Here is a 26,036-nt window from a genome sequence, read left to right as displayed (position 1 = left end):
GTTAGATAAAGTGGTTCATTAAAATTTCCAAATACCTCTTATCATTTGAGTTTTTAACTCTTTCTTTTAGTACCTCAATCACATGATGTTTCATATGTTTATTTCCAGCGATTTTACCAAGTAATTTATCATTATAATTTTTTAGCCACGAAGGTATAAACTTTTTGTAATCAAAGTTCTCTGGGTCTACAAAAAAGTCATACTGATCATCCATTCCGATAAATTCTTCCATTTTTGAATTATTTATTTCCTCAAGAAAATACCATAGACCAAAGGTACTCATATAGTCGTTAGAAGAAAAAGTTTGTATCCCCTTTTCAACAATATAATTTGCTTTTCGTGTCTCCAGATATTCAATAATTAATTCTTCATACTCCGGAGTGAACTCATCAATTAAGCCTATTCTAATTCCATTCATTAAATCATTTATATTTTCAACTTTTTTAAAACTTAATAGATGACTTTTTGCATTAGTGGAAAGTATGGGTAATAATTTAAACAAAAAATCAATTTGTTTTTGCTTATCTTGTGTTAAACATAAAGTGATTTCTGATAATCTTTTTGAAATGAAATTCTTCTGAAAATGCTTAATTAAAGCACCATAGTCCCTGGAATATAAACCATTTGATGATACCTCTGAATAATTTTGATCAATATGTTTCTCTGCATGTAACACTAGAAAATCATCAATAATTGAAATTATTGACTTAGGTAAACCATTAAATTTAGTTAACCTCTCTAACCATACATAGCGTTTTCCTATATCTAAATCTCTCTCAGGAAAATAAAACAACAATGCTTTCACTATTTTCCCAAGTCCCTCTTCAGATAGTTTTACATATTTAGCAAAATATAGTGCTGCTTTTGCTTCTGAAATAAACTGAGTATAAAAAACGACGTTCATTCCATTAGCAGAAAATTGCTTAGTAATTTCTTCTGCTATACCAACTAAGTATTCTTCTATTTTTTCCTGTTCACCAAACCTAATTTTATCAATTGAGCAACTTCTCTCAAGGTTCTTTATGTCATCAATTTTAAAGTGTCTCGATATATTAACAAAATCGTAATATTCCATAAAAAAACCTGATTTTTTTCCAAAAAAAGAGAATCCTAATTCATCTATATCCCTCGTTCGCTCATATTCAGCCTTTTCAATTAGTAGGCTCATTGAGTTTCGTATATATTGATGAAATTCATGAAAAGAAACAGACCATAAGCAATTTTCATATAAAAACCGTAAATTATCATAAAGCCGAAGAAGAACAACAATATCAGATGACATTCCAAAAGAATAAGATCCTTCACTCATTTCAGAACGCACTTTATTAGTCAACTCAAAAAGTTTTACAGTATCGTCATATAGAAACTGATTATCACTTAAAAACTCAAGTATCTTATATTTCTTTTGAAACTCAAATGGCATACCATTAAACAAATCATCAATGTTGAAATTTGTCATCTCTCTTTCAATCCTAGCAAGAAATTCATCAGTAAATGGTTTATAATTCCTCCCAAATGTTAATAAACCAAGACCATTAAACTGCGTTACAGCTTGTGTTATTGATTGATAGATCCTATATCTATTTATTTGTGATAGATAATATACACACCCATTTGACTCATCTATAGAATTTAAGATGATATTTGAATAAAGGTCATAGGATTCCTCCCACCTACCTAAACACGCAAGAAAAAATGCTTTTTTATAATCATCCTCAATACTTACCGATTGTTCTTCAATAAATTTCTTCATTACATCATATTTGCCGTGATACGCCAAACTATTAATCTCTATTGAAGTATTCAGAGTACCTGCATCTTTCGCCATACAGATAACTCCATTCTTCTCAAAGAAATTAGAAAGAGCATTAAACCTTTCATATTGTTTTTTGGAAAGTTTACTTCTCTCATCGCAGCTCTCTTTTAATTCAAAAAAACGCTCCATGTAACCAAATCCCTTATTCTTATGCCGAACAACAGTACCATTGACTTCAAAGTGATAATCGTATTCAAAAACATGTTTGAGATCAATTTTACGAATATACTGAAGGGCAAATAATGGGCTTATTTTTCCGTATATATAATCAATTACTTCGTCATCTTTAGTGATAAATTTATTTTCTTGTGATTCAATAAGAAGATCCATTACTGCTGAATAACGTTCTAAATAATCATATTCATTACTATCTATCAAGCTAGCCGCATCAATTATTCGTAATCCTTTATTTTCATAATAGATTAAAGTCTCATTTTCAATGGGCGAAGGATCTGTTCTAATAAAAAACGGTTTATGAAAACTGTCCTTTTGTAACTTTCTTACCCAATTTAACAACATATTAATATTATAATCTCCTAAACCATAACCTATGAAAACAATGGTATGCGTTGCAATTATTGTCTTCATGAGATTACTGATAAGAGGATAATTCTGATCATAATTCAGATAGTCATCTTCCTTTAAAACTACATTTTCCCCTTTAAAGCCCTTTCTAAAATCCCCATGAACCTTTAGTAAATACCTTGATGAAGTAGCATTAGCAACGTCTTCTTCAGCGCTTATTACACTAAAATATTTCCCTCTCTTCCAACAAGCAGTATCAATCAAATTATCATAATTAGTTGTAATTACATGTGCTGGGTTCATAGCTAATATCTTGTCATGTATCGGGTTCGTAGGCTTATCTACCTGAAAAAAATCTTTTAGTATACCATCAAATGCCATTTCACCTTTGACATTATAAAATATTTGAGGAATTCGAAGATATTCATCAGAAGAATAGTTTCCTTTCTTTGGACTCCCATAGAGCTCTTCATGATACTTATCTACCAACCTCCACCATTGAGGATAATCTGAAAGTGTTGAAACTCCCGCGCCAACAAAAAAGACAAGTTTTCCATTCCTTGAGGATTCTGTGATTTCTTTTATACATTCAACTACATTATTGTCCAACATGAGAAACACCTCTTTTAATTTTTCTCCGTACCTTTTACTTTCCAAATCCACCTTCACCATCAACACTTCCAGTTATCGTGCTACCTTTTATAGTTGGGAGGATTAAATTGGTTCAACAAAAGGAAATTTCAATTAGTGTAACAACTGAAAAGCGTAAAAAGATTGATCCAGCAAATTACGTTGTCATCGAAAACACTCATAAGTCTATTATCTCAAAAGATGATTTTCATGTTGTTCAACAGTTAATCTCTGAAAGAAAACGCAAACGGATAATAAGCTAAAAAACACCAGTTAACAAATATTCCCTCTTTGTGCTGATTGTAGTAAGAGAATGTACTATAAAGCCAATCGTAAGGGATATATTTGTGGGTCATAAAATAAGTATGGTCATACAAAATGTTCAGATCATCATGTAAGAGAAAATGGACTGATTGAAGCAATTTCAAATGATATAAAGCAAATGTTTTCAACACTCTCTACAGTCTCTACAAAATCTATTCAAAAAGACATTGATAAAAAGGCTGCAAACAAACTTAATTCAGTGGGATCACAAACAACTCACTAACATTCTCAAGGAGATAGAAAACATAAAGAAAGACAAAACGGCTGCACTTGCAGGAAAATACGGGGTAAAACCCAACAAGAAGAATACAGATTACTCATTCAGGATAATGGTATCCAACTCGCTAAACTAAATATAGGAAAAGTTAAAATTAGAAAAGGGATTACTTCAACAAAAACAGATGGGAGTCCAAGAATCCATTACCGATTCTCGGCCCCTTATATATCTTCTATTTTTTCACGAGCAACACGCAGCACTCCACATGATTCGTATGCGGGAACATATCCACCGGCTGCACTTCGAGCGTCTGATACCCGCCATCCTCAAGCACCCGCAGGTCTCTTGCAAGGGTGCCTGGATTGCAGGACACATACACCACCCGCTTCGGTTTCATGTCGATGATTGTCCGCAGGAGGGCTTCGTCGCAGCCTTTTCTTGGCGGGTCAACGACGAGGGTGTCGGCCGTGATGCCTTCTTCATACCATTTCGGAATAACGGTTTCCGCTTCTCCGACTGCGAATTCTGCGTTCGTGATGCCGTTCAGCTCAGCGTTGCGTTTTGCATCCTCAATGGCTTCCGGCACGATTTCGACGCCGTATACTTTCTTCGCCTGCTTCGCTAAGAAGAGAGAAATCGTTCCGATGCCGCAGTAGGCGTCGATGACGGTTTCTTCTCCTTGCAGCTCCGCGTACTCAAGCGCTTTGTCGTAGAGCACTTTTGTTTGCTCCGGGTTAACCTGATAGAACGATCTGGCGGAGATGGCGAATTTGACGTCTCCGATGAGGTCGTAGATGTATTCTTCGCCCCAGATGACGTTTGTTTCGTTCCCAAAGATGACGTTTGTTTTATTTGGGTTGATGTTCTGCACGATGGATTTGACGTGCGGGAATTGCGCCGTGATGTCTTCGATGATTTTCGCTTTGTGCGGAAAATCGCTTGTTCTTGTGATGAAGACGATCATCATTTCGCCCGTGACGACGCCGTATCTCACCATGATGTGACGGAGCCAGCCTTTGTGGCGTTCTTCGTTGTAGGCTTTGACGCCGTATGAGGTGCAAATGTCTTTGACAGCTTGAACGGCTTCGTCGTTTTTGGATTGCTGGATCAGGCAGGCGCTCATGTCGATGATGTCATGGCTTCTTTGCTGATAGAATCCGGCGACGAGTCCGCCTTCCCGTTCTCCTACCGGCACCTGCGCTTTGTTTCTGTAGTTCCAAGGGTCTTCCATGCCGAGTGTCGGGTGCACGGTGACGTTGGACAGGTCCAGCTTGCCGATCCGTTCTAAGACGTCTTTGACTTGTTTCTGTTTAAACAAGAGCTGGCCTTCATAGGTCATGTGCTGAAGCTGGCAGCCGCCGCATTGTTTGTAGATCGGGCACGGGGCATCCGTTCTGTGCGGGCTTTCTTCCTTCAGCTCAATCAAGCGGCCGAAAGCGAAGCCTTTTTTGACGCGTGTCACTTTGATTTGCGCTTTTTCCTCAGGCAGGGCGTTCGGCACGAAGATCGGGAATCCCTGAACCTTTGCGACGCCCGCTCCTTCGTGCGTCAAATCCTCAAATGTCACATCATAGTATTCATTTTTTTCTATCGGGGGTTTCATTTTCATCTATAATCACCTCTAGTTTTACCAATAGCCTTGTTTCAGCGTGCTGGCAAACCTTCAAATTCAATGTCAGCCTTCAAAGGTTTCCGATCACGCTGAAAAGATGACAAAATCCTAAAACGAATACTGTTTTAGGATTTTGTCCGCGTATTAATCATCCAGCTGTTCCGCTTTCTCCTTCGGCATGATGACGTGAATATGCCGGTACAGGTTCACGAATTCGCCCGGCAGCATGCCGCCGTATTCGCCGTCCAGGTTCAGCTGCATCTTTTCTGATACATTGACTTTCACACGGTTCGCTTTTGTGTAAATAATGTGCTGATCGTTAATATGATCGCCTCTGAGCGCCATGCTCGCGACTCTGATAAACTCCGCGAGATTGGCTTTTTTCAAAATAATCAAATCAAACATGCCGTCATTCAGGCTGGAATCAGGGGCCAGTTTCTCGAATCCGCCGACCGAGTTGGTCAGCGTCACTAAAAACAGCATAATTTCGCCTTGAAACAGCTTGCCGTCATATTCAATCTCGACTTCTGTCGGTCGAAGTGAAGGCAGCATTTCCATTCCCTTTAAATAATAAGCAAGCTGTCCGAGCATCGTTTTCAGTTTGCTTGGCACATCATACGTCAGCTCCGTCAGACGGCCTCCGCCGGCGATGTTGATAAAATACTGACCGTTCACCTGTCCGATGTCGATCGGGCGGGCTACGCCGTTAATGACGGTATCAGCGGCATTCAGTACATTCTCTCTCGGAATGCCCAGCGCTCTGGCGAAGTCATTTGTCGTGCCGACCGGAATGATACCGAGTGTCGGGCGTTTGTCTAACGGTGCAAGGCCGTTGACGACTTCATTAATCGTTCCGTCTCCGCCGGCTGCGATAATCAGGTCAAACTCCCGCAAAGCGGCTTCTTTTGCGGCGTTGGTGGCATCCCCCGCGCATGTGGTGGCATGGGTGGAGGTTTCATAACCGGCTTGTTCAAATTTTTGCAGGACCTGGGCAAGATTTTTCTTAAAAAGCTCCCGTCCTGAAGTCGGATTGTATATTATGCGTGCACGTTTCATTATCTCATCATCCTACTTAAGAGTATCCGATCCATTATTAACACTAACAACCTTTAATTATACTATGACTTGAGAAAATCGCAACAATATGTACAGGAATTGCCAGAAGAAAAAAGGCCCCGGCTCCGTTTAAGGAGCCAAGGCCCGCTGTCTTACTCTTCTTCCGTTCCAGGTTTTTTCTTACGGAATTTCGCTAATACTTCATATACGATCGGCACAATCAGAAGGGTAAGCAGAGTCGAACTGATTAAACCGCCGATAACAGTGACACCGAGTCCTTTAGAAATGACCTGGCTTCCGCCTTCGAAGCCCAATGCCAATGGAAGCAGGGCGCCGATTGTCGCGATCGCCGTCATCAGAATCGGACGCAATCTCGTAGAGCCGGCTTCCAGGAGCGCTTCTCTCGTCGATAAGCCTTCCGCTTCTTTATGGATGACGCGGTCAATTAAGACAATCGCATTTGTGACGACGATTCCGATCAGCATCAGCATACCGATCATGGCATTCAGACTGATCGTCTCTCCGGATACATACAGTCCGGCTAATGCGCCGATGACTGTAAACGGAAGCGAGAACAGAATCGCAAACGGCGCTAATGCTCCGCCGAACGTGATCACAAGAACGAGGTATACGATGGCGATTGCGGCAAGCATTGCTAAGCCGAGTTTCGTAAAGGAATCAGCTATATCCGCTGATACACCGCCGGTATCAATCGATACATTGTCCGGGTGATCCAGTTTGTCAACTTTCTTTTGAACGGCTGATGACACCTTCGTGACGTTGTCAGAAGTGACGGTTGCCGTTACGTCAGCGTACACTTTGCCGTCGCGTTTGGAAATGGTATCGGATGTCGTGCCGTTTTTCACTTTCGCCACATCGCCGATTTTTACTTCTTGGCCTGCAGGCGATGTGATGGTTTTATCCTCTAATTCTTTTACACTCTTATACTGGTCTTTTTCTGTTTTGATGTTCACATCAAGCTCTTTGCCGTCCTTTTTCACCGTTGTCAAAGGAGACTGTGACGTTTGGGACATCAGGGCTTGGGAGATTTGCGAAGCCGTCAGGCCCTTCTTGCTGAGTTTCTCCTGGTCAGCGACGAACGTGTACTCATCATATGTGCTGGAAAGGCCTGAGTTGACGTCTTTCAGATCCTTCTGCTTTTTCATGATGCCTTCGATGTCTTTGACCGTGCCTTTAATATCAGACTCTGAATCTCCGTACACATAGTACGTTAATTCGTTGTTGTTGCCTGACGAACTGAAATTTTGTGATTTCCATTCGCCGCGGCTGGATGTTTTTTTGATTTCTTTTAAGACATTGTCTTTTTCTTTGTCAAAATCAGGCGTGTCATCCTCGTATTTCACGTAGAACAATGCGCCGTTTGAGCTTCCGCCGAGCGGACTTTGCGAGCCTAATGAATACTGAACGGTATCGACATGTTTGCGTTTAAGCAGCATGTCTTCCGCTTTTTGCGCAGCTTTTTCAGCTTCGCTTTTCGTTTCGCCCGGTTCAGGCGTGTATGTGAGCTGCATCGTTTTGTCCGCTTGCGCAGGCAGGTAGCTCGCGCCGATCAGAGGTACGAGGAACAAACTGCCGACAAGCATCAGAACCGCGATGATAGATGTAATCCATTTATGTCTTAATGACCAATTCAGCACTTTTTTATAGAAATTGGCCAATCTGCCCGGCTTATGCTCTTTCGCTTTAACAGGCGCGCCTGTGAGCGATTTTTTGAATAAGCTGTGCGCAAGCATCGGCACCAGTGTGATCGAAATCAACAGCGATGCGGCAAGCGCGAAGACGATTGTTAATGCAAACGGCATAAACAGTTCGCCGATCTGTCCGCCGACCATGGCAAGCGGCAGGAATACGGCAATGGTTACGATCGTTGATGACATGATCGGTTTAAACATTTCTTTCGTCGCTTCACGCACCAATTGCTTCCCGCGTAAAGGTTCATCTTTCAGCCTCATGCGGCGGTAAATGTTTTCGATCACGACAATCGAATCATCGACTACCCGTCCGATGGCGACCGTCATCGCACCGAGCGTCATTATGTTCAATGTGACATCAAGCTGATTCAGCACAAGAAGCGCAATCAGCAGTGACAGCGGGATGGAAACGATAGAAATCATCGTTGATTTAATATCTCTTAAGAATAAGAGAATGATCACGACCGCAAAAATCGCGCCGAAAATCGCTTTGCTTAACATCGTATCCACCGACTCTGTAATCGGCTCTGCCATATCAAGAGTCGAGCTGTACTTGAACCCTTTATGGTCTTTTTTGTATTGATTCAGTTCATCTTTAATCGCATCGGCCACTTCTACCGTGTTGGCGTCATTGGCTTTTACGATATTAATTCCGATGCTGTCCTTTCCGTTCGTGCGGGAAATGGATTCAGCTTTTTTCACATCTTTAATGTCGGCAATGTCAGAAAGCTTGACTGTCGGCACCCCTGCTGCCGCGCTTTGCTGTGCCTGCTGCATAGCCTGAGCGTCCGCCGCAGATGCCGCACCGGCTCCGCCCGTTTGACCTTGAGCGGCAGAAGAAGATGTGACCGGAATTCTCATATCTTTCAGATCTTTAATTGACGTAATATCTCCGTTAACGACAACTGATTTTTCTTTGTTGCCGAACGTGTACAATCCAAGCGGCGTATTGACGTCAGAGCCTTGGATCACTTTCTTGACGGTATCTTCATCAAGTCCGTACTCTTTCATTTTTTTGTCTTTGAAAGAGAATTCCACCTGCTCTTCCTGCTGTCCGGAAACTTGCACGGACGCAACGCCCTGAATGCCTTCAAGCTTAGGTACGAGAGTGTTTTCCACATTTTTGGTCAGGTCTTCAAGCGAGCTTTTGCCGCTTGTCACACTGAGCGTCAAAATCGGGAAAGAGTTGAGGCTGTAACGGGAAATGTCAGGTTTTTTCGCGTCGTCAGGAAGGCTGACACTGTCCAGCGCTTCAGCGACTTCGGTTTTCGCCTTGTCCATATCCTTGTTGTAATCATATTCAATCATAACCGATGAGACGTTTTCAGAGGATGTGGACGTTACGACGCTCACTCCTTCTAAATTCTGGACCGCCTGCTCGATCGGTTTTGTCACGTCATCCGCAACTTGACTCGGAGCAGCTCCGGGATAAGTCGTATTTACTGAAAGGTAAGGCATGTTGACGTCCGGTATGGATTCCTGCTTCATATTCAGACCGGCATACAGCCCTGCTACAGTAACGATAATCGTCATCAGCCAAACTGCGAATTTGTTCTTCAGTACAAAGTTAATAATGTGGTTCATCATGTCCTCCGTTAATTTTTATTGACTGACTGGTCATTCTATATAATACTAAACGGTATAACTCAACATCGTCAACTAATAAGGCAGTAAATTTTTCTAAATTTTTCAGGATTAAGGGGAAGCACGTCATGAACGAAAAAAAAGAGAAAATCATAAAAACAGGCATCCATTTATTTGCCAAAAAAGGGTTTTCTTCAACAACCATTCAGGAAATCGCCGGTGAATGCGGAATTTCAAAAGGGGCCTTCTATCTCCATTTCAAATCAAAAGAAGACCTTTTGCTCTCAGCATGTGAGTATTACATCGGCATGTCTATGGAAGAAATAAAGAAAATCAAAACAGAACATCAACATAAACCGCCTAAGGACGTATTCCGAAAACAAATCGCATATCAATTCCAGGAATTTATGGAACACAAGGACTTTATCATCCTCTTGCTGAGCGAAAAGGTCATTCCTGAAAATCAAAAGGTCAAACAGTATTTTCATGAGGCCAATATTCAATTTAACATGCTGTATCGGGATGCGTTGCTCTCCGTTTACGGAGATGCCGTCACACCGTTTTTAGCGGATGCGTCCGTTATGGCGCAAGGAATTGTGAGCTCCTATATTCATTTCTTGATTTTTAATGAACATACGGCATTCCGGACGGAAAACGTGGCGGCCTTTCTGATTGCCAGAATCGATGATCTGATTACGGGGCTGATAAGAGACAATCCCGATCCGCTGCTGCCTGAGGATATCTTCACTCAGCCCGCGGCGGACAGAGAAAGACTGCTTGCGGATATTCAAAAGATTAAAACACAGCAGGAGCTGCCTGAGGACGTCCTCGTATCGCTTGAAGTCATTGAAGAGGAATGTGCAAAAGAAGAGCCGCGAAAACCGATTATTAAAGGAATGCTGTCCAACTTGGCAGGCAGCGGAAATGAGCAGATTGAAATGCTGCGGGCTTCCATTGAAACCTATTTCAGCTTATAAAAAAAAAGAGACCGGCGCTTACCGGTCTCCATGTCAGCAGCGCCCTTACAGGCGGCTGCTTTTTTTTATCGTTTTTTGATTTCTTCAAGTAAGATCTTGTTGACCATCGGCGGGTTGGCCTGTCCTTTTGAGGCTTTCATAATCTGCCCGACAAGGAAGCCGATCGCGCGGTCTTTTCCGTTTTTGAAGTCTTCAATTGACTGCGGGTTGCTGTCAAGCGCATCTGTTACCAGCTTCAGAAGCACGCTTTCGTCAGAAATCTGAACAAGGCCTTTTTCTTTGACGATTTTTTCTGCGTCGCCGCCTTTTTCAATTAATTCTTTAAAGACTTTCTTCGCGATTTTGGACGAGATGGTTCCTTTTTCAATCAGCTTAATCATGCCGGCAAGGCCTTCAGGAGTCAGTGCGACATCCTCAAGCTCTTTTTGTTCGGCGTTCAGGTAAGCTGAGACTTCACCCATCAGCCAGTTTGATGCCTGCTTGGCTTCTGCGCCTTTATTGACCGTTTCTTCGAAGAAGTCAGCCATTTCTTTCGTCAGCGTCAGAACCATTGCGTCATAAGCCGGCAGGCCGAGCTCTTCGATATAACGCTTGCGGCGCTCATCCGGAAGCTCAGGAATGGTTGCTCTTACGCGTTCTTTCCATTCGTCATCAATGTAGAGCTCGACAAGGTCAGGCTCAGGGAAATAACGATAGTCGTCCGAACCTTCTTTGACACGCATCAAAATGGTTTTTTTCGTCGCTTCATCGTAGCGGCGCGTCTCCTGCTGAATGACTCCGCCTGACAGAAGCACCTGCTCTTGGCGTTTTTCTTCATGCTCAAGGCCTTTTTGCACGAATGCGAAAGAGTTGAGGTTTTTCAGCTCCGTTTTTGTGCCGAATTTCTCCTGGCCGATCGGACGGAGGGAAATGTTGGCGTCACAGCGCAGTGAACCTTCTTCCATTTTACAGTCGGAAACACCTGTGTATTGGATAATTGATTTCAGCTTTTCGAGATATGCGTAAGCTTCCTCCGGTGTGCGGATATCCGGCTCAGATACAATCTCGACAAGCGGCGTGCCCTGGCGGTTGAAGTCAACGAGGGAATAGCCGTCGCCCGTATGCGTCAGTTTTCCCGCATCTTCTTCAAGGTGAAGACGGGTGATGCCGATTTTTTTCGTTTTTCCGCCGACTTCGATTTCGATCCAGCCGTTTTCGCCGATTGGCTTGTCAAATTGAGAAATTTGATATGCCTTCGGGTTGTCCGGGTAGAAATAGTTTTTCCGGTCAAACTTCGTATCCGTTGCGATTTCGCAGTTCAAAGCCATTGCGGCTTTCATCGCGAATTCGACCGCTTCTTTGTTCAAAACGGGCAGAACGCCGGGATAGCCGAGGTCGATGACGCTCGTTTGGGTATTCGCTTCCGCGCCGAATGGCGTCGGTGAGCTTGAGAAAATTTTAGATTTTGTTTTTAATTCCACATGGACTTCAAGTCCGATTACCGTTTCAAAGTTCACTTCATTTCACCCCTTACAGTTCAGGTTTCGCTTTATGATGATCTGTTGCCTGCTCAAAAGCATGAGCGACGCGGTATACAGTGCCTTCATCGAAGTGTTTTCCGATGATTTGCAGTCCGAGCGGCAGTCCGTCCGCAAATCCGCACGGCACGCTGATTCCCGGCACACCCGCGAGGTTGACAGGGATCGTTAAAATATCGTTGGCGTACATTGTGAGCGGATCGCTGGTTTTTTCGCCGATTTTGAATGCCGGTGTCGGCGTTGTCGGTCCGACGATGACATCGTATTTCTCAAATACGTCTTCAAAATCTTTTTTAATAAGCGTGCGCACTTTTTGCGCTTTTTTGTAATACGCGTCATAGTAGCCGGAGCTGAGCGCGAAGGTGCCGAGCATGATGCGGCGCTTCACTTCGTTGCCGAAGCCTTCAGAGCGTGTCTGTTTATAAAGGTCGATCAGGTTGTCCGCATTGTCTGAGCGGTAGCCGTAGCGGATGCCGTCAAAGCGCGCAAGGTTTGCAGACGCTTCGGAAGAAGACAGCAGATAATACGTCGCAAGCGCGTATTTGCTGTGCGGCAGAGATACTTCTTCCCATGTCGCTCCGAGGTCTTCAAGCACTTTTAAAGCGGCTAAAACCGATTCTTTCGCTTCTTTGCCGACGCCTTCTCCGAGATATTCTTTCGGTACGGCGATTTTCAAGCCTTTAATATCGCCAGTTAATGAAGAAAGAAAGTCCGGCACTTCGACATTGGCGCTCGTAGAGTCCATTTTGTCCGGGCCTGAAATCGCCTGAAGAAGGAATGCGTTATCTTCTACGGTTCTTGTGATCGGCCCGATCTGGTCCAGTGAAGACGCAAAAGCGACCAAACCGTAACGCGACACACGTCCGTATGTAGGCTTTAATCCGACGACGCCGCAGAAAGAAGCCGGCTGGCGGATGGAGCCGCCCGTATCAGATCCGAGTGAAAACGGGACTTCGCCCGCGGCAACCGCAGCTGCGGAACCGCCGCTTGATCCGCCGGGAACCGTATCGAGATTCCAAGGGTTTTTCGTCGCTTTGTACGCGGAGTTTTCAGTAGAAGAACCCATCGCGAACTCGTCCATATTCAGCTTTCCGATCGTTACGGCTTCAGCGGCTTGAAGGCGCTCCACAACCGTCGCATCGTAAATCGGATCGAAGTTTTCGAGGATTTTGCTTGAGCATGTTGTGCGAAGCCCTTTGGTCACGATGTTGTCCTTGACGCCGATCGGCATTCCGAAGAGAAGACCGTGTTCAGACCGTCCGTCAACCGCTTCGTCAAGTTCTTTCGCGTAAGCGCGGGCTCTTTCTTCATCAAGCTGTAAAAACGCCTGCACCTTATCATCCACGGATGCGATCCGTTTGTAAGATTCATCAACAAGATCGGAAATCTTGATTTCTTTTTTATGTATCATTTGTTTCAGTTCTGTGATTTTGTGATCAAATAATGACATACTGTCTCCCTCCTTTAATCCAGAATAGATGGCACACGGACATAGCCGTCTTTATGATCGGGAGCATTTTTCATGACATCCTCGACCGGAAGGCCTTTACCCGCTTCATCTTCTCTCATTACGTTTTTCATTTTCAGCACGTGTGTTGTCGGTTCCACGTTATCCGTGTCCACTTCATTAAGCTCCTCGGCAAACGAGATGATACTGTCAAGCTGTTCTGTAAACATTTCAGCTTCTTCATCCGTAATGGCGAGTCTCGCCAAATGAGCGACATGCTTTACTTCTTCTATAGAAATTCGTGACATAAGATCCACCTCCGCATAATTCTCCGTTTCGTCATATAATACTGATCATATCAAAAACGAGCCCTCTAAAGCAACAAAACGCCGCCTTCTGAGGCATGATGAAACCCTCTCTATTTTATCCTAAATCGGGGAGAAAGAGAAACGAATTATATGTCAGAAAATTTTTACTTTTATAATTTATTGGTAGCGTTTTCATCTCTAAGCTGTTCTATGTTGGCGGGGATTTTTTCCTTGAGCGGGCCAGGTTTCGAGAGTTGATTGATCGGGGATACTTTGTTAGGTTTAGTAACCATAGCCAGCACTAAATCATGCGATCCGCATGGAATGATGACTAAAGGCTGGATCGCCGGCGCATATTCCGGCACTACTAATCTACAGAGGTGATGCAACATTTACATGAAAGAAGAGAGGGTCCAAAAACGTGAGTATTGAATTAATTATATCTCTTGGCATTTACTTTGCTGCCATGCTGTTAATCGGCTGGTACGCATTCAGGAAGACAACGAATATTAATGATTACATGCTGGGCGGAAGAGGACTCGGCCCGTTCGTAACGGCGCTGTCCGCAGGTGCGGCCGATATGAGCGCATGGATGCTGATGGGAGTTCCCGGCGCAATGTTCGCAACGGGGTTATCGACCTTATGGCTGGCGCTCGGTTTGACGATCGGCGCGTATTCAAATTATCTGCTGCTTGCTCCGAGGCTGCGCGCTTACACCGAAGTTGCGGATGATGCGATTACGATTCCCGATTTTTTCGATAAACGGTTCCGCCACTCGTCATCATTGCTGAAAATTGTTTCCGCCGTGATTATTATGATCTTTTTCACACTGTACACATCGTCCGGGATGGTATCCGGAGGCAGGTTATTTGAATCGGCATTCGGCGCCGACTACAAATTCGGTTTGTTTTTAACGGCCGGTGTTGTTGTGCTTTACACGCTGTTTGGCGGTTTCCTCGCTGTCAGTCTGACTGACTTTGTACAGGGAGCGATCATGTTTGCGGCATTAGTGCTTGTGCCGATCGTTGCTTTTACCCAGCTCGGGAGCGTTTCAACGACGATTGATTCGATCAACGCCGTTAACCCGAAACTATTGGATATCTTTAAAGGCGCGAGCGTCATTAGCATTATTTCTTATTTGGCATGGGGACTCGGCTATTACGGCCAGCCTCATATCATCGTACGATTTATGGCGATTAAAGAAGTGAAAGATTTAAAACCCGCCCGCAGAATCGGGATGAGCTGGATGGTTATTTCAGTTGTCGGTTCATTGCTTACCGGGATTATCGGGGTTGCGTATTCTCATCACTTCGGAGTCTCCGTAAAAGATCCGGAAACGATTTTCATTATTTTTTCTAAAATCTTGTTCCATCCGCTGATTACGGGCTTCTTGCTGTCCGCGATTTTAGCGGCGATCATGAGTTCCATTTCCTCACAGCTTCTCGTAACGGCAAGCGCCATTACGGAAGATTTATACCGCGCCTTTTTCAGACGGGAAGCGAGCGATAAAGAATTGGTCATGACCGGACGCCTGTCGGTATTGATCGTGGCCGTTATCGCCATTTTGCTTTCCATGAATCCGAACAGCACCATTCTTGATCTGGTCGGATATGCGTGGGCAGGCTTCGGTTCGGCTATCGGCCCGGCGCTCTTGCTCAGTCTGTACTGGAAACGGATGAATGAATGGGGAGCGCTTGCGGCGATGATTACCGGGGCCGCGGCCGTTTTAATCTGGATCACGACAGGGCTTGCCGCTTCAACCGGCGTATACGAAATCATTCCGGGGTTCTTCCTCAGTCTGATTGCCGGTATTGCCGTCAGCCTGCTGACCAAAAAACCGGCCGATGCTTCTTATCAGCTGTTCAGCCGGATGGAAGCTCTTTTGAAAAACAAGAAATAGACAAAAAGCCGTCAGATTTTATCCCTGACGGCTTTTTTCTTCCGCACTTGTCCTGCTATAAATACTGTGAGAAAATCATATCAATTTATTATAAGAAAAATTGCGGAGGTGCTGTGCAAATTGAGCTGGCCTATCGAACCAGACATTTTATTAAAGCTGGGCATTGCCACGCTGATCGGCATGATCATCGGTCTTGAACGCGAGCTGAAAAACAAACCGCTCGGACTGAAAACCTGTATCGTCATCGCCGTCAGCTCCTGTATGCTGACGATCGTCAGCATTAATGCGGCATATCATTTCCCAAAATATTACCGAATCATGATGGATCCGCTCCGCCTTCCCGCCCAAATCATTTCCGGCGTCGGTTTTATTGGCGCGGGTGTGATCCTGCGTAAAAGCAATGACGTCATATCCGGCCTGACGACATCGGCCATCATCTGGGGCGCAGCCGGGCTCGGTCTGGCTACAGGCGCCGGCTTTTATAAAGAGGCGTTCGCAAGCCTCTTGTTTATCCTGATCAGCGTCGAATTTCTTCCGTGGCTGATCAGAAAAATCGGTCCCAACCGCTTGAAGGAAAAAGATATCCGCGTGAGAATGTCTCTTTCCGATAAAGACAAAATGACCGAGATTTTAAAGGAAATGAAAAGCAAACAGCTCCGCATTCACTCCGTCCGGATTGATGATCTGGGCGAAAAAGAATTTCCGATTATGGAAGTGAAAGTCAGTGTTCATAAAAACCGCTACACCACTGACGTCTATTATGATATTAAAGAAATTCAAGGTGTCGTCGGAGTGAAGTGTGATACGCTATAAAAAAACGCCGGGCTGGATTCAGCCGGCGTTTTTCTATTTATACGAATGCAGAAAAGTTATACTCCGTAATCGGGGTTTCATTTTCGATATCGCGCCTGAAGGTTTTCAGCATCTCAAGTTCCTCGTCCCCGAGTGAATTGAGGTCAAACGCCTGATGCAATAATCCGTAGATCAGCATATGACGCAGCCGGAGGAAATCCGGGATGTGTTCAAGCCAGGCGGGATCAAGGTCATTTTCTTCCCTGTAGCCTTTCATAAAGTGAGTCATGAATTCACCCGTAAACGCGGCCTTGTCTTCATACGGGATGACCGGATACCACAACATGTTGTACAGCAGAATACTGATATCATTCACAAACCAATTGTAGCCGATATCATCAAAATCAAATGCAGTGATTTTTCCGTTGTCCCAATTGAAATTGCCGTGGTGCAGATCGGCGTGCACAAGTCCGTAGTTTTCAGGGTTCTTCGGCAAACGGCGCAGTTTTTCCATTAGAGCATCCGCCCGCTCAAATACGAGATGCTGATCTGCGGGCACGTATTTTCTCAGCTTCAGCTGCTCCTCTTCATCCCATTCCTGCCTTTTATATGTCGGATCGCTCAGACGGTAGCTTTTCGTCAGCCGGTGCATGTTCCCCGTGTACTTTCCAAGCTCGTAAAACAGAGTTCCGTTCCAGTCTGATTCCTCCACTTTGCGTCCGGGCGCTTTTTCATAGACTCTTACTAAAAACGCTCCGCCTTTTCCATCCGGCACTTCTTCGACATCTTTGCCATTTAATGAAGGAATCGGCTTTGCTGCTGAAAGCCCTCCCTTTGCCAGATGATGAAGCCATTCCATTTCTCCGAGAATATATTCCGGTGTTCTTCTGATCGTATGCGTAATTTTTAAAATATAAGGTTCGTTATCTTTCACAATTTCATATACGTAGTTCTCTGCGTCCGCAATAAATTGAAACTTGGTAAAGCCGTATATTTCACCTGCTTCAGCCAGCACCTTATCTTCCTCAAAAATCGCTTTAATATCTTTATGCATGCTGATTCACCCTTTTCATAACGTTTGTAGGCGGTGTGTGTACTCAGCAAATGTCATTCATCAACATTCCTGCCCTTCTTTTTTCACAGCAGATTAGTAACATCCGCTTAGAAATGAAATGTGTTTTCCTGTTAATTCCTGATTATACAAATATCTTAACATACCTCATTCCTCGCTCCAACGATATTCACATTAAAAAAACCCTTGCTCATACAGAAATGAACAAGGGCATCTTGGTTAATCGTAAATATGGACGGTCGGTTCTTTGTCACCCGCATTGCGGACGATCAGCGCTTCCTGCCCATCAGACGAGGTAATGTTAATTTCGACATCAACTGAGCCTTTTGAATAATAATCCATCAGCTCACCTGTTAAGTATTGGGTGAAGGCGATGACTTCGCTTTTCCCGTAAAATTGCATCGGGATTTCAATCTTCATTTTTCTCATTTCATCGTTTTCGTACATTGCCGTTCCGACGACTCCGGTGTAATTCGGGAAGTAGCTGTCGATGGCGTTTTTGAAGCGTTTAAATACTTCGGAATCATCAGGGTATTTCTTTGCCGTGTCTGTATCCGCCGGATAGAAGACGTACTTTTCTTTGACATCATCCCAGTTTGAAATGGTGGATGAGCCGGCTTTGACTTCTGTTTTTGCAATGTAATTCCCCGGTACGATTGATGTTTTCGGCGCTTGTTTATAAAGGGCGACGGTAATCGGCACATTTTTCAGGTTATCCATTTTCCGAAGGCGGTTAACGACTTCCTGGGCGATTTCTTCACCGTGGCTGCGGATTGTTTTGTCACTGAGCTCCACTTCCTGCTGCGGATCACCTGTGTTTTCACGGTAATAGTATACAGAGTTGAGAGCGAGACCGATCATGATACCGCCAAGCTGGATGGAATTTTTATCTTTTCTTACTAAGTAATCCTGCTCAAGCATGGACGCTAAGTAAATCGGGCTGTTTTCATTTTTCTCTTTTGCCGATCCCGAGCTTGGCAGCACGGGGTTTAAGCCGAGATTCTGAAAATTGGAATCTGCCTTTTTCGCCTTTTTCAGATCACTGCCTTCTTTTTTGCGGTCAAGCCAGCTGAGTACCGTGTCCTCATCTAAATACTGGCCTTCCTGATACAAATAGTCATCCGTCGGGAACGTGTCTTGAGCGAGCCGCATCAGACCCGTCTCGAATTCATCGATGTCCAGCCTCGTGTTCAGCCGGTCCGCGGTCAGGCCGCGCGCTTTTCCGGCCTTAAACGGAAGCACCATTTTATAGTAGGAATCAGAGATATTATATTTCGGTATGATCGCTTTTTCAGAAGACTTTGCCGTTTTCTGCGTGATCTCTTCCTCTTTGTTCCCCCCGAAACTCGGCGAACAGGCCGACAGCATGAGTACTGCCGCCGTTGCCGTCGCCGCCAATGCCAACATCTTTTTCAATAGAAAACACTCCTCTTATTTCTTTAGCTCTCCCAATAGCTGTGCTTCATTCCATACTTCAATGTTTAATTCCTGCGCTTTTGTCAGCTTGCTTCCGGCCGCTTCTCCGGCAATCAGCAAGTCTGTTTTTTTGCTGACAGATCCCGTCAGCTTTCCGCCGAGCGCTTCAATCTGCGCCTTGGCTTCATTTCTGGACAGCTCTTCAAGCTTTCCGGTCAACACGATGGTTTTGCCGGCAAAATAAGAGTCGCTGTCCTCCGCTTTTACTTTTTTCGGGCCTTTGTAGAGTGTGTTCACACCGAGTTCCTCAAGTTCATTCAATAGCTCAAGCATTTCTTCTTTGCGGAAATAGGTGATAACGGCATCGGCCATCTTTTCGCCGATTTCATCCACCGCAAGCAGCTCTTCTTCCGTGGCTTGTTTCAGATTTTCCAGGCTTTCAAAATGCATGGCGAGTGTTTTGGCCGCTTTTGAGCCGATAAAACGGATGCCGAGACCGAACAGCAGGCGTTCCAGCGAATTCTCTTTCGACTTTTGGATGGAGCTGATCAGATTGTCAGTTGATTTTTCCCCCATCCGCTCAAGCCGGATGACCTGCTCTTTCGTCAGCTTATACAAATCAGCGACATTACGGACGAGATGTTCACGGAAAAGCTGTGTGATGACACGTTCTCCGAGTCCGTCAATATTCATCGCGTTGCGTGAGACAAAGTGAATCAGGCCTTCTCTGATCTGCGCCGGACATTCCGGATTGATGCAGCGCAGCGCGACTTCTCCTTCAATGCGGACAAGTTCGCTTTCGCACTCAGGGCAGCTGGTCGGCATATTGAATTCTTTTTCTTCCCCGGTCCGCTGTTCGATTAAGACATTGACGACCTCAGGGATGATGTCGCCCGCTTTTTTGACGACCACTTTATCGAGAATGCGGATATCCTTCTCTTTAATTAAATCTTCGTTATGAAGGGATGCTCTTGAGACCGTCGTTCCCGCGACTTTTACCGGTTCCAGAACGGCGGTCGGCGTAATGACGCCCGTTCTTCCGACATTCAGTTCGATATCGAGAAGTTTTGTCACGACCTCTTCCGCCGGGAATTTATAAGCAATCGCCCAGCGCGGGCTCTTTGCCGTATACCCGAGCTCTTCCTGCTGGTCGAGCGAATCGACTTTGATGACGATTCCGTCAATTTCATACGGGAGATCGGCCCGCTTCGCCTGCAGCTCTTCGATCATTTCAATGACTTCATCTATCGTGGCGCATTTTTTCCGTTCCTGGTTTGTTTTAAAACCGAGCTCATCCAGAAAATCCAGGCCCTGACTCTGTGTTTCCACACCCATCTCGTCAAGCTCCGCTATACTGTAGACGAAGATGTCAAGATTTCGTTTCGCTGCAATTTTCGGATCGAGCTGTCTGAGTGAGCCCGCAGCCGCGTTCCGGGGATTGGCGAACGGCTCCTCTTCATGTTTCAGCCTTTCTTCATTGAGCGCTTCAAATGACTGTTTCGGCATGTACGCCTCTCCGCGCACTTCTATGGAAAGATTCCGTTTCATTTTCAGCGGAATGTTGCGGATCGTTTTTAAGTTTTCCGTGATATCTTCGCCCGTCGTTCCGTCTCCTCTTGTCGCGCCTCTGACGAAATAGCCGTCTTCATAACGGAGAGAAACAGCAAGACCGTCTATTTTCAGCTCCACATTATAAGCGACGCCGTCACCGACAGCCTGACGGACGCGGCGGTCAAAATCGCGGAGATCATCATCGTTAAATGCGTTGCCGAGACTGAGCATCGGCGTGCCGTGCTGCACCTTTTGAAACGATTCAAGCACCGCTCCCCCGACCCGCTGTGTGGGCGAATCAGGCGTTCTGAGTTCCGGGTGCTCTTCCTCTATGGCAATCAGCTCCTGCATCAGTCTGTCGTACTCGGAATCCGGCACGCTCGGTTCATCTAAGGTGTAATATTCATAACTGTACTGATCGATGGTGCGGCGCAATTCTTCTGCCCGGTATTTCGCTGTTTCTTTGTCCATCATGTTCTTCCTTTCCTCTTCAGGTTACTGCTTTTCAATCGGCGCAAAAGCGGCAAGCAGACGCTTCACGCCGACTGGGCTCGGGAATGCGATATCAAGCTCGGTGCTTTCGCCTTCTCCTTTTACGCTGACAACCGTTCCGGTGCCCCATTTTTTATGGCCCGCTTTATCGCCGACCGCCCAGCTGAGCGAGTCGCCGCCTGTTTTGTTCGCATAGGAAACGGGACGGGATACGGGCCCGCGTTTTGGCTGCACTTTTCTTCCCGGCTGCATGCGAGGTGTTTTCTTCTCATTTAGGTTCTCCAATAAATCGCCAGGTATTTCCCTGATAAAGCGGGATTCCGGATTCATATTGGTGCGGCCGAATAAGGTGCGCATTTTGGCATTCGTTAAATACAGTTCTTCTTCCGCCCTCGTAATGCCTACATATGCGAGCCTGCGTTCTTCTTCCATCTCGGCTTCTTCCATCAGGGAGCGGCTGTGCGGGAACACGCCTTCTTCCATGCCCATTAAGAACACGACAGGAAATTCAAGCCCCTTAGCGGCGTGCAGTGTCATTAAAGTGACGGCATCCTTTCCGCCTGATTCCTCTTCCTTCTGGTCGAGCTGGTCAATATCCGCAATCAGCGCCAAATCAGTCAGAAACGCGACGAGAGACTTGTCTTCGCTTTTTTGTTCGAAGTTTTTCGTCACGGAAAGAAACTCGTCGATATTTTCAAGACGGCTTTGGGCTTCGATTGATTTTTCGGCCTTCAGCATTTCTCTGTATTCCGTTTTCTCGAGAATTTCTTCCGTGAGTTCCGTAATGGACAGGTAATCCTGCATGTTCGTCAGATTTTCAATCATTACGCCAAAACCGTCAAGCGCGTTTGCCGCTTTCGCGCTGACGCCGATGAAATCAACCTGTTTGATCGCCTGGAACATTGACATTCCGTTCATCGCCGCATATGAAGCGATTTTTTCTAGTGAAGTGGCGCCGACGCCCCGCTTCGGCACATTGACGATCCGCGTAAAACTGATGTCGTCGTCCGGGTTTGACACAAGGCGCAGGTATGCGAGAATGTCTTTAATTTCTTTCCTGTCGTAGAACTTGGTTCCGCCGACGATATTGTAGTTCAGTCCGGATTTTAAAAGGGTTTCCTCAATGACGCGCGACTGGGCGTTTGTCCGGTATAAAATCGCGATATCGGAAAGCTTCCGCCGGCCCGAGCTGTGCAGCTCATAAATTTTGCCCGCGACGAATTGGCCTTCGCCGAATTCATTGTCGCCGCTGTAATAAGAAAGCTTGATGCCTTCGTCATTTTCCGTCCACAGGTTTTTCGGCTTGCGGTTTGAGTTGTTTTTGATCACTTCGTTAGCCGCCTGCAGAATCCGCTTTGTTGAGCGGTAATTTTGCTCGAGCAGAATCACGTTTGCGCTCGGATAATCTTTTTCAAAGGAAAGGATATTCGCGATATCCGCCCCGCGCCATCTGTAAATGGACTGGTCGGAGTCACCGACGACGCAGATATTTTCAAGACGGGCCGCGAGCTGCTTCACAAGCAGGTATTGCGCCCTGTTCGTATCCTGATACTCGTCTACGTGAATGTACTGGAATTTGCGCTGATAAAACTCAAGCACTTCCGGCACACGCTCGAAAAGCTTAATCGTCGTCATGATTAAATCATCAAAATCGAGCGATTGGTTTTTCAGCAGTTTTTTCTGATAATCGGTATACACGTCACTCGTGACCTGATCGTAGTAGCCGCCGGCCGTTTTTGCGAATTCCTCAGGTTCGATCAGCTCGTTTTTTGCGCTGCTGATGGACCCTAAAATACTTCTCGGATCAAACTTTTTCGGATCGATATTCCGCTCTTTCAGAATCCCTTTAATAACGGAAAGCTGATCAGCCGTATCAAGAATGGAGAAATTTCGGTTGATGCCGATTCTGTCAATGTCCCTGCGCAGAATCCGCACGCACATGCTGTGGAAGGTGGATATCCAGATTTCATCCGCCCCGGGTCCGAGAATGCTCTCTACCCGCTCCTTCATTTCTCTGGCGGCTTTATTTGTAAATGTAATCGCCAGAATGTTCCATGGCGCCACGTGTTTTTCCGCCATTAAGTATGCGATTCTGTGCGTCAGCACACGTGTTTTTCCGCTTCCCGCGCCCGCCATCAGAAGCAGCGGACCGTCCGTCGTCTTGACCGCTTCCTGCTGAACGGGATTTAATCCGCTTAATAATTGATTGCTAATGTAATTCATATCCGTTCACCGCCTATCAAACATATGTTCTATCATAAATCAATTTCGTCCGCTTGGCTACTTTGTCTTTACAGCCGCCACCGTTTTAAGCGCCTGATCAAAATCTTCATATACGGCATTTCCGACAACGATGACATCGGCATGACGGCCGAACCGTTCCGCCGTTTCCGCGTCTTTAATGCCGCCTCCGTAAAACAGGACGGACTTGTCCAGCACAGCCTTCGTTTTCTCCACCGTTTCTATGTCCGCCAGCATCCCGCTGTATTCCAGATAAAAAATCGGGAGATGAAGCAAATGCTCCGCGACCCGCGCATAGGCGAGAATATCTTCTGTTTCTATATGTGTATCCGCCTCCGTCAAAGCGGCCGCCTTACAATCAGGGTTGACGATGCAGTAGCCCTCCGTCACGATTTCCTCCACTGACATGAGCTCTCCGTATTCTTTCATCGCCTGATGATGCATGCCGACAATCCAGTCCGCCTTTTTGCTGTTGAGCACACTCGGAATGAAATAAAGATCAAACCCGGGCACAATGGAATCAATCGTCGACACCTCAAGTACGCACGGCACTAAAAACCGCCGCACCTTTGACATCAGTCTCAGCACATTGTCCTCGGTGATATTGTCGCTTCCTCCGATCACAATGGCGTCAGTCCCTGATTCACAAAGCCGTTCCAGTTGTTCATCCGGTAAATCTTTATTCGGATCGAGTTTAAAAACATGCTTCCACTCGTTAACATCGTACATGCGTTTTCGTTCCTCCATTCGTTTCTTGCCATTTAAACATTATAACAAATTCGTTTGGCCCGGAAAAACGGAAAAAGACGTCATTCACCTGATTCACAAAAAAAGATTGCGCTCCGCCGGACGGGAAACGGCTATGTTTGAAAACAGACAATATGTGGAATGTCAAAGAGAAAAAAGACAAGGAGTCTGATCTCAATGGAACAAGCCATTATCGTACTGATTTGTATATTGATTTTTATTATTTTAGTTCCCGCCGCATTGTTTCTCTGGATATACATAAGAGACGAAAAGCAGGAAGAACATTCAGTGCTGCGCAATTATCCCGCAGCGGGAAAACTGCGCTATATATTTGAAAAAATCGGACCTGAGCTGCGGCAGTATTTATTCAGCAATGATAACGAAGAACAGCCGTTTTCCCGGAGAGAATATGAACAGACGGTCATGTCCGGAAAGTATAAGAGCAGAATGATGGGCTTCGGCTCAGAACGGGATTTCGATCAGCCGGGCTATTATATCCGTAACGCCCTCTTCCCGAAACAAAGGGAGGAGCTGCGCGCAGATCAGACGCCGAAGATCGACACGATGGTATACAAGATTGACAAAGACAACCTGCTGAAACGCAGCGAACACCGCGAAAAAGCAAAAGCGGACCCTTATTACCTGCATCCGGACGATGTGCAAGTGATCGGCCGCGACACATGCAAGAAGCCGTTTTATGTGAAAGGGTTAATCGGACAATCAGCGATGAGCTACGGCTCACTTGGCGACAGGGCAATCACCGCCCTGTCAAAAGGGCTGCACCAGGCCGGCGGCACATGGATGAATACAGGCGAAGGCGGCCTGTCTGAGTATCACCTGAAAGGCGGCGCGGATATTATCTGCCAAATCGGCCCCGGGCTGTTCGGCGTCCGCACCGAAGATGGAGAATTTTCGTGGGAAGAATTCAAGAAAAAAAGCCGCCTCGAGCAGATTAAAGCCTTTGAATTAAAGCTTGCACAAGGGGCGAAAGCAAGAGGCGGGCATATTGACGGTTCAAAGGTAACCGAAGAAATTGCCGCCATCAGAAATGTGCAGCCCGGACAATCCATTGACAGCCCAAACCGCTTCAACGAGTTCTCAAATGTTCCGGACATGCTTGATTTCATTGAGAAATTAAGGACTGTCGGTGAAAAACCGGTCGGCATCAAAATTGTCCCGGGCAGCCGCAAAGACCTTGAAGACCTTATTTCCTGTATGAGTTCATCAGGCAAACTTCCCGACTTTATTACGATTGACGGAAGTGAAGGGGGAACGGGAGCTTCTTTCCATGAGCTGGCGGATTCCGTCGGCCTGCCGATTCTGACCGGCCTCCCCCTTGTTGACGGCCTTTTGAAGACATACGGGATAAGAAATAAGCTGAAAATTTTCGCATCCGGAAAGCTGCTCACTCCGGATAAGATTGCCGTTGCCCTCGCGTTAGGCGCGGATTTTGTCAATATTGCCCGGGGAATGATGTTTTCAGTCGGCTGTATCCGCGCTCAAGTATGCCACACCAATCATTGTCCTGTCGGAGTGGCGACAACCGATCCAAAACTTCAGCGCGCGCTCAGTATCGAGGATAAACAGCACCGCGTCTGCAACTACGTGCTCTCGTTGCGTGAAGGGCTGTTTCACCTCGCCGCGGCGGCGGGCATCAGCTCACCGATTCATTTCTCAGCTGAACACATCGTATACCGGGAGGAAGACGGAAGCCTGAGGGAACTTCCCGGCCTTTTGAATCAGCACGCATAAAAAAAACCGCCTGCCGTCATCGGCAGAGCGGTTTTTTACGTAGCTGAGGAGGATTCTCCTTTGTTTACACGGTCAAGCGCCATTTCATAGGCGTCGTTACCGTAATTTAAGCATCTCTTCACCCGGGAAATCGTCGCTGTGGAAGCACCCGTTTCGCTTTCTATTTTGTGATACGTATTTCCTTCGCGGAGCATTCTCGCCACTTCCAAACGCTGCGCCAGCGATTGGATTTCATTAATCGTACAAAGATCGTCAAAGAAACGATAGCATTCCTCCAGATCTTTCAGCGATAAAATAGATAAAAATAACTGGTCCAGTTCTTTTCCGCGTAATTTATCGATTTGCATC

General features: G+C 45.7%; 18 protein-coding genes. 5 read left to right on the top strand and 13 right to left on the bottom strand.

Annotated features, from left to right (window positions below; all coding sequences use genetic code 11):
• Position 1 precedes the first annotated feature (1 nt).
• On the bottom strand, positions 2–3,013 hold the full coding sequence (locus AC1RRX_RS13385; protein ID WP_106080373.1) for a defense-associated sirtuin 2: 3,012 nt from the start codon (positions 3,011–3,013) through the stop codon (positions 2–4).
• A 47-nt stretch (positions 3,014–3,060) separates the two neighbouring features.
• Between AC1RRX_RS13385 and AC1RRX_RS13380 the strand changes: the two genes are divergently transcribed.
• Entirely contained in the window at positions 3,061–3,234 is a 174-nt protein-coding gene (locus tag AC1RRX_RS13380) for a recombinase family protein (RefSeq protein WP_162782336.1), read from the top strand.
• A gap of 510 nt (positions 3,235–3,744) precedes the next feature.
• Here the strand turns inward: AC1RRX_RS13380 and rlmD are convergent.
• The 3 genes from rlmD to AC1RRX_RS13365 all read right to left on the bottom strand — a co-directional run bounded on the left by rlmD (position 3,745) and on the right by AC1RRX_RS13365 (position 9,476).
• Positions 3,745–5,121: a 23S rRNA (uracil(1939)-C(5))-methyltransferase RlmD gene (gene rlmD, locus AC1RRX_RS13375; protein ID WP_144464627.1), complete on the bottom strand. Its 1,377-nt coding sequence runs from the start codon at positions 5,119–5,121 to the stop codon at positions 3,745–3,747.
• A gap of 147 nt (positions 5,122–5,268) precedes the next feature.
• On the bottom strand, positions 5,269–6,180 hold the full coding sequence (locus AC1RRX_RS13370) for a diacylglycerol kinase (protein ID WP_007408918.1): 912 nt from the start codon (positions 6,178–6,180) through the stop codon (positions 5,269–5,271).
• Between the two features lie 152 nt (positions 6,181–6,332).
• A complete protein-coding gene (locus tag AC1RRX_RS13365) occupies positions 6,333–9,476 on the bottom strand; it encodes an efflux RND transporter permease subunit (protein ID WP_108725129.1) in 3,144 nt (1,047 codons plus the stop codon).
• A gap of 128 nt (positions 9,477–9,604) precedes the next feature.
• Here AC1RRX_RS13365 and AC1RRX_RS13360 point away from each other — a divergent pair, with 128 nt between their 5' ends.
• Positions 9,605–10,453, top strand: a complete 849-nt coding sequence (locus tag AC1RRX_RS13360) for a TetR/AcrR family transcriptional regulator (protein ID WP_032871752.1) — start codon at positions 9,605–9,607, stop codon at positions 10,451–10,453.
• A 65-nt stretch (positions 10,454–10,518) separates the two neighbouring features.
• On the opposite strand, the gene gatB is transcribed toward AC1RRX_RS13360, so the two are convergent.
• From gatB to gatC, 3 genes are read right to left on the bottom strand one after another with little or no spacing between them, the layout of a single operon-like run.
• Entirely contained in the window at positions 10,519–11,949 is a 1,431-nt protein-coding gene (gene gatB / locus AC1RRX_RS13355) for an Asp-tRNA(Asn)/Glu-tRNA(Gln) amidotransferase subunit GatB (protein ID WP_003155730.1), read from the bottom strand.
• A gap of 13 nt (positions 11,950–11,962) precedes the next feature.
• Positions 11,963–13,420 (bottom strand): Asp-tRNA(Asn)/Glu-tRNA(Gln) amidotransferase subunit GatA, encoded by a 1,458-nt coding sequence (gatA, locus tag AC1RRX_RS13350; protein ID WP_007408915.1) that lies wholly within the window; start codon positions 13,418–13,420, stop codon positions 11,963–11,965.
• A gap of 14 nt (positions 13,421–13,434) precedes the next feature.
• Positions 13,435–13,725 carry an Asp-tRNA(Asn)/Glu-tRNA(Gln) amidotransferase subunit GatC gene (gene gatC, locus AC1RRX_RS13345; RefSeq protein ID WP_003155732.1) on the bottom strand — a complete coding sequence of 97 codons (291 nt, stop codon included), beginning with the start codon at positions 13,723–13,725 and terminating at the stop codon, positions 13,435–13,437.
• A gap of 421 nt (positions 13,726–14,146) precedes the next feature.
• Between gatC and putP the strand changes: the two genes are divergently transcribed.
• The gene (putP, locus tag AC1RRX_RS13340) at positions 14,147–15,625 is read left to right on the top strand and encodes a sodium/proline symporter PutP (RefSeq protein ID WP_007408914.1); all 1,479 of its coding nucleotides are present in this window, start codon (positions 14,147–14,149) and stop codon (positions 15,623–15,625) included.
• 120 nt (positions 15,626–15,745) lie between these two features.
• Entirely contained in the window at positions 15,746–16,438 is a 693-nt protein-coding gene (locus AC1RRX_RS13335; protein WP_003155735.1) for an MgtC/SapB family protein, read from the top strand.
• 37 nt (positions 16,439–16,475) lie between these two features.
• Here AC1RRX_RS13335 and AC1RRX_RS13330 read toward each other — a convergent pair whose 3' ends face one another.
• The 5 genes from AC1RRX_RS13330 to pcrB all read right to left on the bottom strand — a co-directional run bounded on the left by AC1RRX_RS13330 (position 16,476) and on the right by pcrB (position 23,918).
• Positions 16,476–17,471 carry a phosphotransferase enzyme family protein gene (locus AC1RRX_RS13330; protein WP_039062736.1) on the bottom strand — a complete coding sequence of 332 codons (996 nt, stop codon included), beginning with the start codon at positions 17,469–17,471 and terminating at the stop codon, positions 16,476–16,478.
• Between the two features lie 237 nt (positions 17,472–17,708).
• A complete protein-coding gene (locus tag AC1RRX_RS13325; protein ID WP_007408912.1) occupies positions 17,709–18,905 on the bottom strand; it encodes a CamS family sex pheromone protein in 1,197 nt (398 codons plus the stop codon).
• A gap of 15 nt (positions 18,906–18,920) precedes the next feature.
• Positions 18,921–20,927, bottom strand: a complete 2,007-nt coding sequence (gene ligA / locus AC1RRX_RS13320) for an NAD-dependent DNA ligase LigA (protein WP_007408911.1) — start codon at positions 20,925–20,927, stop codon at positions 18,921–18,923.
• Between the two features lie 24 nt (positions 20,928–20,951).
• Positions 20,952–23,171, bottom strand: a complete 2,220-nt coding sequence (gene pcrA, locus AC1RRX_RS13315) for a DNA helicase PcrA (RefSeq protein ID WP_144464629.1) — start codon at positions 23,169–23,171, stop codon at positions 20,952–20,954.
• Positions 23,172–23,228: 57 nt separating this feature from the next.
• On the bottom strand, positions 23,229–23,918 hold the full coding sequence (gene pcrB / locus AC1RRX_RS13310) for a heptaprenylglyceryl phosphate synthase (RefSeq protein WP_108725130.1): 690 nt from the start codon (positions 23,916–23,918) through the stop codon (positions 23,229–23,231).
• A 195-nt stretch (positions 23,919–24,113) separates the two neighbouring features.
• Between pcrB and AC1RRX_RS13305 the strand changes: the two genes are divergently transcribed.
• A complete protein-coding gene (locus AC1RRX_RS13305) occupies positions 24,114–25,688 on the top strand; it encodes an FMN-binding glutamate synthase family protein (RefSeq protein WP_032867582.1) in 1,575 nt (524 codons plus the stop codon).
• 35 nt (positions 25,689–25,723) lie between these two features.
• Here AC1RRX_RS13305 and AC1RRX_RS13300 read toward each other — a convergent pair whose 3' ends face one another.
• The gene (locus tag AC1RRX_RS13300) at positions 25,724–26,035 is read right to left on the bottom strand and encodes a YerC/YecD family TrpR-related protein (protein WP_003155745.1); all 312 of its coding nucleotides are present in this window, start codon (positions 26,033–26,035) and stop codon (positions 25,724–25,726) included.
• Position 26,036: the final 1 nt, after the last annotated feature.

The organism is Bacillus sp. GW821-FHT11D08, assembly GCF_058808515.1.
Note: the sequence above shows the minus strand (reverse complement) of the source record. Positions and strands in the feature narration are given on the sequence as shown.

Bases quoted from the DNA above. Each gene is read 5' to 3' on its own strand.
- AC1RRX_RS13385 (WP_106080373.1), bottom strand. From the start codon at position 3,013: ATGGTGAAGGTGGATTTGGAAAGTAAAAGGTACGGAGAAAAATTAAAA.
- rlmD (WP_144464627.1), bottom strand. From the start codon at position 5,121: ATGAAAATGAAACCCCCGATAGAAAAAAATGAATACTATGATGTGACA.
- AC1RRX_RS13370 (WP_007408918.1), bottom strand. From the start codon at position 6,180: ATGAAACGTGCACGCATAATATACAATCCGACTTCAGGACGGGAGCTT.
- AC1RRX_RS13365 (WP_108725129.1), bottom strand. From the start codon at position 9,476: ATGAACCACATTATTAACTTTGTACTGAAGAACAAATTCGCAGTTTGG.
- AC1RRX_RS13360 (WP_032871752.1), top strand. From the start codon at position 9,605: ATGAACGAAAAAAAAGAGAAAATCATAAAAACAGGCATCCATTTATTT.
- gatA (WP_007408915.1), bottom strand. From the start codon at position 13,420: ATGTCATTATTTGATCACAAAATCACAGAACTGAAACAAATGATACAT.
- gatC (WP_003155732.1), bottom strand. From the start codon at position 13,725: ATGTCACGAATTTCTATAGAAGAAGTAAAGCATGTCGCTCATTTGGCG.
- AC1RRX_RS13330 (WP_039062736.1), bottom strand. From the start codon at position 17,471: ATGCATAAAGATATTAAAGCGATTTTTGAGGAAGATAAGGTGCTGGCT.
- ligA (WP_007408911.1), bottom strand. From the start codon at position 20,927: ATGGACAAAGAAACAGCGAAATACCGGGCAGAAGAATTGCGCCGCACC.
- pcrA (WP_144464629.1), bottom strand. From the start codon at position 23,171: ATGAATTACATTAGCAATCAATTATTAAGCGGATTAAATCCCGTTCAG.
- pcrB (WP_108725130.1), bottom strand. From the start codon at position 23,918: ATGTACGATGTTAACGAGTGGAAGCATGTTTTTAAACTCGATCCGAAT.
- AC1RRX_RS13305 (WP_032867582.1), top strand. From the start codon at position 24,114: ATGGAACAAGCCATTATCGTACTGATTTGTATATTGATTTTTATTATT.
- AC1RRX_RS13300 (WP_003155745.1), bottom strand. From the start codon at position 26,035: ATGCAAATCGATAAATTACGCGGAAAAGAACTGGACCAGTTATTTTTA.